Source organism: Alteromonas sp. AWJ4_199 (assembly GCF_056159165.1).
Genome location: NZ_JBSWUR010000001.1, coordinates 2,967,777 through 2,980,396 on the forward strand (window position 1 = coordinate 2,967,777; position 12,620 = coordinate 2,980,396).

Below are 12,620 nucleotides of genomic sequence, written 5' to 3' on the forward strand. Positions count from 1 at the left end.
TGAAATTTGTACTGCATTTGTAATTTAATTTCAGGAGTTCTTGTGACTGATACATTCAATACAGTAGAAACCCAAGCAAGTTACGGCATTGGTTTTCAAATGGGTCAACAACTACAATCAAATCCGTTTGACGGACTAGCGATTGACGCTGTTGTAGCTGGCCTTAAAGACGCCTTTGCAGGTCAAGCACCTCAGGTTGATAACGACACTCTACGTGATGCGTTTGGCGAAATTCACAAGCGTATGCAAGCTGCTAAAGAAGAAGCAAGCAAAGCGGTTATTGAAGAAGGCACAAAGTACCTTGAAGAAAACGCGAAGCGTGACGAAGTAACCGTAACTGAATCTGGTCTTCAATACGAAGTTGTTACTGAAGGTGACGGCGAGACACCAGATGCTTCTAGCACAGTACGTGTTCACTACCATGGTACGCTTATAAACGGTACTACGTTTGATAGCTCTTACGAGCGTGGTCAGCCAGCTGAATTCCCAGTAGGCGGCGTAATCAAAGGTTGGACTGAAGCACTTCAACTTATGAAAGCAGGTTCAAAGTATCGTCTATACGTACCACACGACCTAGCTTACGGTGAGCAAGGTGCTGGCGCAGCTATTGCACCTTACAGCACCCTAATCTTTGACGTAGAACTTCTTGACGTTCTAGGTTAATGATTTCTTCACAGGAGTGCCCAGTGGTGCTCCTGTGAATACCAGTACTTTTCTTTGTTTAATCTTGTATCCCTTTCTATCTTCTAGCCTATTCCTTTTACTTTTCTAACGCTTAGTTAGTAAACGAACAGCACACTAATAATCTGAATGCGCTTAAGTGTCGCTTGTTTAAATCTAAATATGTGATGCTACTATGTTTTGTTGGTGAGAATGCATGTATGCGATATGCTGGCAAAAGCGTTTTATGGTTAGCAGGCTTCCATCTGCTCCGAGTTGTTATCAGTGGCTTCGGCATTACAATAGCCCCACGCTCAAATAAGGAAAATTATTATGGTTATCAAGCCTAAAGTGAGAGGCTTCATTTGTACAAACGCGCACCCTGTTGGCTGTGCAACGGCGGTTGACGAACAAATTGCTTATGTAGAAGCAAAAGGCGACTTAGGCGAAGGCCCTAAAAATGTACTGGTTATTGGTAGTTCTACAGGCTACGGCTTGGCTTCACGCATCACATCTGCCTTTGGTTATGGCGCGAAAACACTAGGTGTTTGCTTTGAAAAAGCGCCAACGGAACGCAAAACGGGTACAGCAGGTTGGTACAACACTGCAGCATTCCACGAAAAAGCCAAAGCAAAAGGCTTGTATGCAGACACCATCAATGGCGATGCGTTTTCCGATGAAATCAAAAATGAAACCATCGAAAAAATCAAAGCTGAAATGGGTAAGGTTGACTTGGTTATTTATAGCCTTGCGTCTCCGCGCAGAACCGACCCAGAAACCGGTGTGACCTACAAGTCGACACTTAAGCCAGTAGGCGAGGCATACACCACAAAAACTTACGACACAGATAAAGATAAAGTGCATGAAGTGGCGCTAGAGCCTGCCAACGACGACGAGATCCTTAACACCATCAAAGTGATGGGCGGCGAAGATTGGGAGCGTTGGATGGACTTTTTGCGTGAAGCCGATGTGCTTGCAGAAGGCTGTAAAACCACCGCATATACCTATATCGGGAAAGAGCTTACGTGGCCTATCTACGGTCAAGCAACTATCGGTAAGGCAAAAGAAGACCTAGATCGCGCTGCTGCTGCTATTGTTGGTAAAAACAGTGACTTGCTTGTACAAGCAAACGTAAGTTCACTAAAAGCACTGGTAACGCAGGCAAGTTCTGCCATTCCTGTAATGCCTCTGTATATCTCACTTATTTACAAAGTGATGAAAGAAGAGGGGACACACGAAGGGTGTATTGAACAAATTCATGGTTTATTCACACAATGCCTGTTTGGAAATACTCCTACGTTAGATGAAGCAAATCGCTTTCGTATGGACGGCAAGGAAACTAACGATGCAACCCAAGCGAAAATTAAGGCGCTATGGGATCAAGTGACACAAGAGAACTTTCATGACTTAAGTGACTACAAAGGTTACCACCATGAATTCCTAAAGCTGTTTGGTTTTGACATTTCAAGCGTTGATTACGACAGTGAAGTTGACCCATTGGTTAAGTGGTAAAACCTAAACTTACCATTAATTAACTTAATGCAATTTGTGCAAAAGCCGTCTGATTTGACGGCTTTTTTGTACCTAATTACAAGCCGGTGTAGGGTGTCATCAAAAAAAATGTAAATAAATAAGACCAAAGGTTTACATTAAATTGTAGAAAAATTTGCCTTTATCTTGAAATTGCGTGGCACAAACGTATGGGTTAATGCTAAAATCCCGAAATTAAGTAGGGGCCTTTTCTGCCTCTACCAAAACAGCAGTGGCGATTGCAGCAACACAACAACAATTATAAGTGTAAATTTCGGCTGGTGGTCTATAAAGAAAGGGCGAACAAAGCGTCCGCAAAAGGAATTATGCGTTACGGCTTCATAACAGGCTGACCGTAGCAAATGCAGCAAGTTCCATCAATCAACAACGAAAAGGTGTTTTACACCTGTTAATAGTGCGCTTTTGCATGCTGACAGGCAGGTTTTCTGCGGTCATGCAAAAGGGTATTTCTATTAGAGTAGTGCGATTACATATGATAAAAATCAAGAAAGGTCTCGACCTCCCAATTGAGGGAGCGCCAAAGCAGGAGATTGCTGATGCATCTGCTGCAACGCGCGTTGCCATTCTGGGAGAAGAATATGTGGGTATGCGCCCTACCATGCACGTCCAAGTTGGCGATGTAGTGAAGAAAGGTCAGGTTCTTTTTGAAGATAAAAAGAATCCTGGCGTTAAATTCACTGCGCCAGCAGCGGGTGAAGTGGTAGAGGTTAACCGTGGTGCAAAACGTGTTCTTCAGTCTGTAGTTATCAAAGTGAACGGCAGCGATGCTGTGACATTTGATAAAATTGCAGCTGACCAGATCGCGAGCGCAACACGCGAGCAACTTCAGTCAATCCTTGTAGAGTCAGGCATGTGGACAGCGTTCCGTACACGTCCATTTAGCAAATCTCCAAAGCTAGACTCTGTTCCAAGTTCAATTTTCGTTACAGCAATGGATACTAATCCACTGGCAGCAGATCCTGCAGTGATTATCGCTGAGCGCCAAGACGATTTCGTAAATGGTCTTAAAGCATTAACGCAATTGAGCGGTGGCAAGACTTACGTTTGTAAAGCGGCAGGTGCATCTGTTGCTACTGGCGATGCGGCAGTTGATGTTGAAGAATTTGGCGGTCCTCACCCTGCGGGCCTACCAGGTACTCACATCCACTTCCTTGATTCTGCTGGCATGAACAAAACGGTTTGGCACATCAACTACCAAGACGTTATGGCAATTGGTGCATTGCTGACCTCTGGCGAGCTAGATAACCGTCGTGTTATTTCACTTGCAGGTCCTGCAGCAACTAACCCACGCCTAGTGCGCACCGTAATGGGCGCAGACTTGACTGAGCTTACTGCTAGCGAGCAAGTAGACGGTGAAGTACGTGTTATCTCTGGTTCTGTACTTAGCGGTACGACAGCGATGGGCGTTCACGGCTTCCTTGGTCGTTTCCACACCCAAGTTTCACTACTAAAAGAAGGTCGCGAGAAGAAATTGTTCGGTTGGATCCTACCTGGTTCAAACCAACACTCAGTGACTCGTGCTTACTTAGGTCACCTAAGTGGCAGCAAGAAATTTGATATGACAACAACTACCAATGGTTCTGAACGTTCTATGGTTCCAATTGGTAATTACGAACGCGTTATGCCCCTAGATATCATTCCTACGCTTCTGCTTAGGGACCTGATTTCTGGTGATACTGACGGTGCTCAGACGTTGGGTTGCTTAGAGTTGGACGAAGAAGATTTGGCATTGTGTACTTATGTATGCCCTGGCAAATACAACTACGCTCCTATCTTACGCGACTGTTTGACCACGATAGAGAAAGAGGGTTAAGTCATGGGTTTAAAAGCGTATTTAGAAAAAATCGAACCAAACTTCGAACCAGGTGGTAAGCATGAAAAGTGGTATGCGCTTTACGAAGCTGCGGCGACCATTTTCTACACCCCAGGTAAAGTAAACAAAGCTAACACGCACGTGCGTGACAGCATTGACCTTAAGCGCATCATGATCATGGTATGGATGGCAACATTCCCAGCTATGTTCTTCGGTATGTATAACATTGGTTTCCAAGCTCAAGAAGCTATTGCTGCTGGCGCAGGAACACTACCTGATACGTGGCAAGCAGGCCTATTCGCTGCCCTTGGCGGTGACTTGGCAAATGCGGGTACACTAGGTCTATTCTTCTATGGCGCATGTTTCTGGCTGCCAATCTACGCGGTAACGTTCGCGGTAGGTGGTTTCTGGGAAGTATTGTTCGCGTCTGTGCGTAAGCACGAAGTTAACGAAGGTTTCTTCGTTACATCGGTACTGTTCGCACTAACACTTCCAGCCACTATTCCTCTATGGCAAGTTGCACTAGGTATTACTTTCGGTGTTGTAATTGCTAAAGAAGTATTCGGTGGTACAGGTCGTAACTTCCTTAACCCAGCATTGTCTGGTCGTGCATTCCTTTACTTTGCGTACCCTGCACAAATTTCAGGAGACCAAGTATGGGTAGCGGCAGATGGTTATTCTGGTGCAACATCTCTAAGTCAAGCGGCTTCTGGCAACCTTGATTACGCGAACATGGATCAGTGGATGAACAGCTTCATCGGTACTATCTCAGGTTCTGCGGGTGAGGTGTCTACCCTTGCTATTATTCTTGGTGGCTTGTTCATCATGTACATGCGTATAGCAAGCTGGCGCATTGTTGCTGGTGTAGCAATTGGTGTTGCTTTCTTCGCAACTTTGCTAAACCTAATTGGCAGCGATACTAACCCTATGTTTGCAATGCCTGCACATTGGCACTTTGTTGTTGGTGGTCTTGCTTTTGGTATGTTCTTTATGGCGACAGACCCAGTTTCTGCGTCGTTCACAAACCAAGGTAAGTGGGCTTACGGTATCTTCATTGGTTTCATGACGGTACTAATCCGCGTCCTAAACCCAGCCTTCCCTGAAGGTGTAATGCTAGCAATTCTATTTGCTAACTTGTGGGCGCCACTGTTCGACTATTTCGTCGCACAAAGCAATATCAAGCGGAGGGTAGCACGTGTCGGCTAAGAAAGAATCTTTAGGCAAAACGGTAGGTATTGTTGTTGCCGTATGTTTAGTTTGTTCAATTGTTGTTTCTGGCGCGGCTGTTGGCCTTCGTTCTTTACAACAAACAAACGCAGCTCTAGATAAAAAGAGCAACATTCTTAATGCTGCAGGCCTTTATGAAATGGGCATGAGCAATAGCGCAATTGAAAGCACGTACAGCGAGCGAGTAGAACAGCGTTTTGTTAATCTTGACGAAGGTACTTTCGTAGAAGCGCCTAAGCCAGATTACGATATGTATAAAGCAGCCAAAGAAACTGAGTACAGCACAAAGGTAACTAACAGCAATGTTGGTTTCCAACGCCGCCCTAACGTGGCAAGTGTTTACTTAGTTCGCGACGACGCAGGTGATGTATCTCGTATCATCCTTCCTGTTCACGGCAGCGGCCTTTGGGATCTTATGTACGGTTTCTTAGCGGTAGACGCAGACGGCCAAACGGTTCGCGAGCTTATTTACTATCAGCAAAAAGAAACGCCAGGACTAGGTGGTGAAGTGCAAAACCCTGCTTGGCAGGACAAATGGGACGGCAAAGAGCTTTACGAGAATGGCGAAGTTGCTATTCGCGTAGTGAAAAATGCTAACCCTAGCAATCCTCACACTATCGATGCGCTTTCAGGTGCAACCCTAACCAGCAACGGTGTTGAAAACACAATTCGTTACTGGGTAGGCGAGCAAGGCTTCGGCCAGTTCCTGAAGAACCAAGCATGGCGTTCATAAGGGAAGTCTCATGGCAGATACTAAAGAAATGAAAAAGGCCCTCTTTGGGCCAATCTTGGACAACAACCCGATCGCCCTACAGGTATTGGGTATCTGTTCAGCACTGGCAATTACCACTAAGCTGGAAACAGCATTGGTAATGTCGCTTGCGCTTACAAGCGTTGTAGCGTTCTCAAACTTGTTTATTTCACTAATTCGTAACCAGATCCCATCTAGCGTTCGAATTATTATCCAGATGACCATCATTGCGTCGTTGGTAATCGTTGTTGACCAAATCCTGAAAGCGTATTCGTATGAAATATCGAAGCAGCTGTCGGTATTCGTTGGTCTTATCATTACTAACTGTATCGTAATGGGTCGTGCTGAAGCCTACGCCATGAAGAGCCCACCTCTAATGAGCTTCCTTGATGGTATCGGTAACGGCTTGGGTTACTCTTTCATTCTAGTTGTAATTGGTACAATTAAAGAGCTATTTGGTTTCGGTACTATTTTAGGTTTCGAAATCCTTCCACTGGTTCAAAACGGTGGCTGGTATCAGGGTAACGGTTTGTTAATCCTACCATTCAGCTCATTCTTCTTAATCGGCGGTATGATTTGGGTTATCCGTACTATCCGTCCTGAGCAAGTAGAGCCTAAGGAGTAAGTCATGGAACATTATTTGTCGTTATTTGTTCGCTCAATTTTCGTTGAGAACATGGCGTTATCACTTTTCTTGGGTATGTGTACCTTCCTTGCGGTATCTAAGAAAGTTAAAACTGCTATGGGTCTTGGTGTTGCCGTTATCGTGGTACTAGGTATCTCTGTACCCGTTAACCAAGTTATTTATGTAAACATTCTTGCTCCAGGCGCACTAGCATGGGCAGGTTTCCCAGAAGCTGACCTAAGCTTCCTTAACTTCCTAACGTTTATCGGTGTTATCGCAGCGTTGGTACAGATTCTAGAGATGAGCTTAGATAAGTTCTTCCCTGCGCTTTACAACGCACTAGGTATCTTCCTACCGCTAATTACCGTTAACTGTGCAATCTTCGGTGGTGTGGCGTTTGCGGTACAGCGTGAATACAACTTCACTGAAAGCATCGTTTACGGCGTAGGAAGTGGTATGGGCTGGGCAATTGCAATTGTGTTGCTAGCAGCAGTACGTGAAAAGCTGAAGTATGCTGATATGCCTGATGGTGTTCGTGGTCTGGGTTCTGTATTTATGATCGCGGGTCTAATGGCACTAGGCTTCCAGTCATTCACTGGTATTCAGCTGTAAGAAAGCTCGGGAGCATATAAATGAATAATGTAGAAATATATCTAGGCGTAGGCATGTTCATTGCCATCGTTCTAGCGCTGGTATTTATTATCATGTTTGCCAAATCTAAATTGGTACCAAGCGGTGATGTTACTATCACTATCAACGGTGACCCAGACAAGGCAATCAAAACTGCACCGGGTGGCAAGCTTCTTGGTGCACTAGCTGACGCAGGTTACTTCGTATCTTCTGCTTGTGGTGGCGGTGGCTCATGTGGCCAGTGTCGTGTAGATGTACACTCAGGTGGTGGTGAAATCCTACCAACTGAACTAGACCACATTACTAAAGGTGAAGCGCGTGAAGGCTGCCGTCTTTCATGTCAGGTTGCTATTAAACAAGACATGGAAATCGAACTGGAAGAGTCGGTATTTGGTGTTAAGAAGTGGGATTGTGAAGTTATCTCTAACGATAACAAAGCAACCTTCATCAAAGAACTGAAGCTTAAAATTCCTAACGGTGAAAGTGTACCTTTCCGTGCAGGTGGTTATATTCAGATTGAAGCGCCAGCTCACCACGTTAAGTACAAAGAGTTCGATATTCCTGAAGAGTACCGCGGTGACTGGGAGCGTTTTGGCTTCTTCGACATCGAGTCTAAAGTAGACGAAGAGACTATTCGTGCTTACTCAATGGCGAACTACCCAGAAGAAGAAGGCATTATTATGTTGAACGTGCGTATCGCTACGCCGCCACCTAATAACTTAAGCCTACCCGCGGGTAAAATGTCATCGTACATTTGGAGCCTGAAAGAAGGTGACAAAGCGACTATCTCTGGTCCATTCGGTGAATTCTTCGCGAAAGAAACTGAAAACGAAATGGTATTCGTAGGTGGTGGTGCAGGTATGGCCCCAATGCGTTCTCACATCTTCGATCAGCTTCGTCGCCTTAAGTCTAAGCGTAAGATGAGCTTCTGGTACGGTGCACGTTCACTTCGTGAAATGTTCTATACAGAAGACTTCGACGAGCTAGCAGCTGAAAATGATAACTTTGAGTGGCACGTGGCACTTTCTGATCCTCAGCCAGAGGATAACTGGGAAGGTTACACTGGGTTTATCCACCAAGTACTTCTTGAGAACTACTTGAAAGATCACCCTGCACCAGAAGACTGTGAATTCTACATGTGTGGACCACCTATGATGAACGCGGCCGTAATCAACATGCTTAAAGACTTAGGTGTTGAGGACGAAAACATCATGCTAGATGACTTCGGTGGCTAAGGGGTTGATTTAAAAGCTACTCGCTTAAAAACTCAAGCATATTAAAAGGGGCGTAAGCCCCTTTTTCATTGAAGCAAAACGCATAATGCACATAATAGCGATTGAGTAATGTGCATATTAGCTAAGGACAACATCGTGATTCGATTTGCTATTCGAATTTTCCTCGCCTTTGTTGCGGTAGGTATTCTACTTCTCGCAAGCTGTAGCGACGAAAAAACGCCTGTAGTACACCTGCAAGGGCAGACAATGGGCACAACCTACAATGTTAAGTACCTCGTAGCGGAGACACCGGTAGAAGGCTTACAAGCTGAAATAGATGCCCGTCTTGTTGACGTTAACAAGATGATGTCTACTTACGACCCAACGTCAGAACTATCAAGGTTCAATCAATATCGCTACACCGATAATTTTGCTGTGTCGCCCGATACTCTAACGGTGGTAAACGAGGCTTTACGCTTGGCAAATCTTAGTGGCGGCGTACTTGATGTGACCGTTGGTCCGCTGGTTAACCTATGGGGTTTTGGCCCTACTAAGCGTCCTGAAAAAGTGCCAAGCCAAGCCGACATCGACGACATTCGCGAATATGTGGGTTATAAAAAGCTATCAACTACGCCAACAGGCTTAAAGAAAAGTCATCCCATGCTGTATGTCGACCTATCAACTATTGCTAAAGGCTTTGGCGTTGATGAAGTGGCGGAGATCCTTGAAAACCACAACATTGAAAACTACCTTGTAGAAATAGGTGGTGAAATGCGTGTGAAAGGTGAACGAGGCGACGGCAGTGAGTGGCTGATTGCCATTGAAAAGCCAGTTACCACTGAACGTGCTGTTCAAAAAGTGGTGTCTATTGGTACTAACGCAGTGGCAACATCCGGTGATTATCGCAACTATTATGAAGAAGACGGTGTTCGTTATTCGCACCTAATCGACCCCACAACGGGAAAACCAATTTCCCACAACTTGGTGTCGGTTACTGTTGTTCACCCATCATCTATGACGTCAGATGGCTTGGCTACGGCGTTCAATGTGATGGGGTGGGAGCAAGCAATAGCGGTTTCAGAGCAAGAGCAACTCGCAGTATTCCTCATTCGTCGCACAGAAGACGGATTTGAAGAGTATGCGTCGCCAGAATTTGATAAACTGGTCACAGTTCATAATTAGGGGGTAGCAATGTCTACATTCATTCTTGCTTTTGGTTTCTTTCTAACAATGGTACTGGCTATGGCCGTAGGTTACCTTTTTCAGAAAAAATCAATCTCTGGAAGCTGTGGTGGCTTAGGCGCACTAGGTATTGAGAAAGCCTGTGACTGTCCAGAACCTTGCGACCGTAAAAAGTCGCGCATGGAAAAAGAAGAAGCCCGCCAGAAAAAGTTAAACGAGTGGAAACAAAATCAAATTTTGTAATGCTTAGCCTCTCGTTGGCTTAATATTTAAAAGCGCTGTTAGAGTAAATCGACAGCGCTTTTTTGTTTTTTATCACAGCCTTCAAATATAAGTGCGAGCCATTACTTCGATTTAGAAGCCATGATTAGATAGTGTAATTCAGCACTATCAATAATATACTGTCTTTTTGTACAGTTTTGCGTTTGACGCTATGTAGCAAGGGTAGGTAATGCGAAAAATTATCCACGTTGACATGGATTGTTTTTACGCCGCAGTTGAAATGCGCGACAACCCAGCCTTGCGCGATATTCCTATTGCGATAGGTGGCAGTGCCGACCGTCGTGGCGTTATCTCTACCTGTAACTATCCCGCTCGCAAATTTGGTGTACGCTCAGCCATGGCTACAGCGTATGCCCTGAAACTATGCCCAAATCTCACTTTAGTAAAAGGGCGCATGGAGGTGTACGCTGCCGAGTCGCAAAAAATACGTAAGATTTTTGCTGACTATACCGACTTAATTGAGCCTCTATCATTAGACGAAGCTTACCTAGATGTTACCAACAGTGAGTTTTGTGGTGGCAGTGCTACATTAATAGCTGAAGAGATACGTGCTCGTATACAAAACGAACTAGGTCTTACCGCTTCAGCAGGAGTGGCGCCCTGTAAGTTTGTGGCAAAAGTAGCCAGTGATGAAAACAAGCCGGACGGCATTTGCGTTATCACTCCCGACAAACTCGATGAGTTTGTGCGCGACATGCCGCTAAAGAAAATCCCAGGCGTTGGCAAAGTGACTATGCAAAAGCTGCAGCGCATGGGCTTAAATACGTGCAACGATGTTCGTGAGTATCCTTTTGAGCGCATTCAAAAAGAGCTTGGAAAATTCGGCAGTGTATTGTGGGAGCGTGCTCATGGGATTGATGAGCGTGAGCTATCCGTATCTCGTGAACGCAAGTCTATCGGCGTAGAACGCACGTTAAACGAAGATATACACACGTTCGATCAGTGCCTCGACTTTTTGCCGCACCTGTTTGAGAAGCTTCAGGAACGAATTGAAAATCATAAGAAGCGAACGGGCAAGCCTGTACGTATTCGCACCCAGGGAGTAAAGCTTAAGTTTAATGATTTCCAGCTAACCACGGTTGAACATCGCTGCGCAACTCTCAACGAAGCGTATTTTCGCACATTGATGCAGGAAGCTTTTGAACGGGCAACAGGGCGAGGTATCCGTCTTGTGGGTGTGCACATAGGGCTTGCGGCCGACCAATCGACTCAGCAATTGGTTTTGCCTTTTGAACAGATTTAGCTAAAGGTATCATGCATTTTTTAATGCTCGTGCGCTGCGGCCGCAATATAGTCGCTTGTTATACTTAGTGCGGTGAAGTTGTGGGGCATACCGCTGATGCTATCTTGCGTTGCGAAAGCACAGATTAGTGGTTTGGCAGCCAAGGCATTTTATATGCGGCACTCAAACAAAGCAGCCAACTGCTGCTATTTTATTACTCTTTTAATGAAGAACATTATGAACTCAAATCAACTCAAAACCCCCGGTCGTTATAAACACTACAAAGGCAATTTATACGATGTATACGAGGTGGCCACCCATTCGGAAGATGAAAGCAAGTTAGTGGTATATCGGCCGTGTTATGGTGAAAGGGCGTTGTGGGTTCGTCCCCTTGAGATGTTTGTAGAGTCAGTGGATAAAGACGGAGAGACACTCCCTCGTTTTGCTTATGTGGGTGATATTCCTGATGATGAAAAAATGATCTAATTGTGAAATTAGGTCATAGTGTAAGAGGTCTTATCTAAACAGACTTCTTACAAGGAAATAATAATGAAAACTGCCCCTCGTTTTAGTGCACCTATAATGGCTGCACTCATTGCTGCTAGCCCTCTATTCTATTCAACAATTAACCCTGCAAATGCACAAGATAGATTTGCCGATGTCGAAGTGAAAGCGACGGAAATTAAGGGCTCTGTGCACATGCTTACAGGAGCTGGCGGAAATATCGGCGTATCAGCTGGGGAAGACGGCGTTTTGATCATTGACGATCAATTTGCGCCACTTGCTGAAAAAATAGCGGCGCAGCTTGGCGAACTAGGCAGCGATAAACCCAAATATGTAATAAACACCCATTATCACGGTGACCACACTGGCTCTAATGCATTTTTCCACAGCCACAAAGGCGCTACCATTCTGGCCCATGAAAATGTACGTGTTCGGCTAGCTAACGATGAAAAAGTAAAACCCGAAGCCCTGCCAACTATCACTTATGAAGACGGGATTAAAATTTACTTTAATGGTGAAACCCTTCACGTAATGCATTTAGCCGTCGGCCACACCGATGGCGATAGCGTAGTGTGGTTTGAGCAACCCAACGTCATGCACACGGGTGATTTGTTCTTCAATGGTCGCTTTCCCTATATTGACCAAGGTGCAGGTGGCAATGTGGAAGGCTACATGGATTCGGTAGAGCAGTTGCTAGCGAAAATAGATGACGAGACAGTTATTATTCCGGGCCACGGCGAAATCAGCAACAAGCAAGAATACACCGCATTTTTAGCTATGATCAGCGAAACCTTTAACTATGTTAAGAAACTCAAGCAAGACGGCAAAACCCTTGATGAGGTGAAAGCGATGGGCTTAGATGAAAAGTGGGCCGACTGGAGCTGGAATTTTATCAATGAAGAGAAGTGGTTAACGACGCTCTACAACGATGCCTAAGCGCGGAATTTTTTAGCTAAAAA

At 45.1% G+C, this 12,620-nt stretch carries 13 protein-coding genes; all 13 read left to right on the forward strand.

The window, feature by feature from the left end; genetic code table 11:
• Window positions 1-42: 42 nt before the first annotated feature.
• Window positions 43-663, forward strand: coding sequence for an FKBP-type peptidyl-prolyl cis-trans isomerase (locus ACXAER_RS12980; protein ID WP_015068144.1), 621 nt, complete (start codon window positions 43-45; stop codon window positions 661-663).
• 330 nt (window positions 664-993) lie between these two features.
• The gene (gene fabV / locus ACXAER_RS12985; protein ID WP_474829808.1) at window positions 994-2,172 is read left to right on the forward strand and encodes an enoyl-ACP reductase FabV; all 1,179 of its coding nucleotides are present in this window, start codon (window positions 994-996) and stop codon (window positions 2,170-2,172) included.
• Window positions 2,173-2,683: 511 nt separating this feature from the next.
• A complete protein-coding gene (locus ACXAER_RS12990; protein WP_061095910.1) occupies window positions 2,684-4,024 on the forward strand; it encodes a Na(+)-translocating NADH-quinone reductase subunit A in 1,341 nt (446 codons plus the stop codon).
• 3 nt (window positions 4,025-4,027) lie between these two features.
• Window positions 4,028-5,230, forward strand: a complete 1,203-nt coding sequence (locus tag ACXAER_RS12995) for an NADH:ubiquinone reductase (Na(+)-transporting) subunit B (RefSeq protein WP_014950797.1) — start codon at window positions 4,028-4,030, stop codon at window positions 5,228-5,230.
• The gene (locus ACXAER_RS13000; RefSeq protein ID WP_014950796.1) at window positions 5,220-5,984 is read left to right on the forward strand and encodes a Na(+)-translocating NADH-quinone reductase subunit C; all 765 of its coding nucleotides are present in this window, start codon (window positions 5,220-5,222) and stop codon (window positions 5,982-5,984) included. Before ACXAER_RS12995 ends, ACXAER_RS13000 begins: the two co-directional genes overlap by 11 nt.
• Before the next feature lie 10 nt (window positions 5,985-5,994).
• Complete coding sequence (locus ACXAER_RS13005) at window positions 5,995-6,627, forward strand: NADH:ubiquinone reductase (Na(+)-transporting) subunit D (protein ID WP_118492037.1); 633 nt, start codon at window positions 5,995-5,997, stop codon at window positions 6,625-6,627.
• A 3-nt stretch (window positions 6,628-6,630) separates the two neighbouring features.
• Window positions 6,631-7,239 (forward strand): NADH:ubiquinone reductase (Na(+)-transporting) subunit E, encoded by a 609-nt coding sequence (gene nqrE, locus ACXAER_RS13010; protein ID WP_474829811.1) that lies wholly within the window; start codon window positions 6,631-6,633, stop codon window positions 7,237-7,239.
• Between the two features lie 20 nt (window positions 7,240-7,259).
• Window positions 7,260-8,492: an NADH:ubiquinone reductase (Na(+)-transporting) subunit F gene (gene nqrF, locus ACXAER_RS13015; protein WP_071815998.1), complete on the forward strand. Its 1,233-nt coding sequence runs from the start codon at window positions 7,260-7,262 to the stop codon at window positions 8,490-8,492.
• Between the two features lie 135 nt (window positions 8,493-8,627).
• Window positions 8,628-9,653: an FAD:protein FMN transferase gene (locus tag ACXAER_RS13020; protein WP_474829813.1), complete on the forward strand. Its 1,026-nt coding sequence runs from the start codon at window positions 8,628-8,630 to the stop codon at window positions 9,651-9,653.
• Between the two features lie 9 nt (window positions 9,654-9,662).
• Complete coding sequence (nqrM, locus tag ACXAER_RS13025; protein ID WP_014950791.1) at window positions 9,663-9,896, forward strand: (Na+)-NQR maturation NqrM; 234 nt, start codon at window positions 9,663-9,665, stop codon at window positions 9,894-9,896.
• A gap of 208 nt (window positions 9,897-10,104) precedes the next feature.
• Window positions 10,105-11,178 (forward strand): DNA polymerase IV, encoded by a 1,074-nt coding sequence (gene dinB / locus ACXAER_RS13030; RefSeq protein WP_474829815.1) that lies wholly within the window; start codon window positions 10,105-10,107, stop codon window positions 11,176-11,178.
• Between the two features lie 216 nt (window positions 11,179-11,394).
• Complete coding sequence (locus ACXAER_RS13035) at window positions 11,395-11,643, forward strand: DUF1653 domain-containing protein (protein ID WP_474829817.1); 249 nt, start codon at window positions 11,395-11,397, stop codon at window positions 11,641-11,643.
• Window positions 11,644-11,706: 63 nt separating this feature from the next.
• On the forward strand, window positions 11,707-12,597 hold the full coding sequence (locus ACXAER_RS13040; RefSeq protein WP_474829819.1) for an MBL fold metallo-hydrolase: 891 nt from the start codon (window positions 11,707-11,709) through the stop codon (window positions 12,595-12,597).
• The last annotated feature ends 23 nt before the right edge of the window (window positions 12,598-12,620 follow it).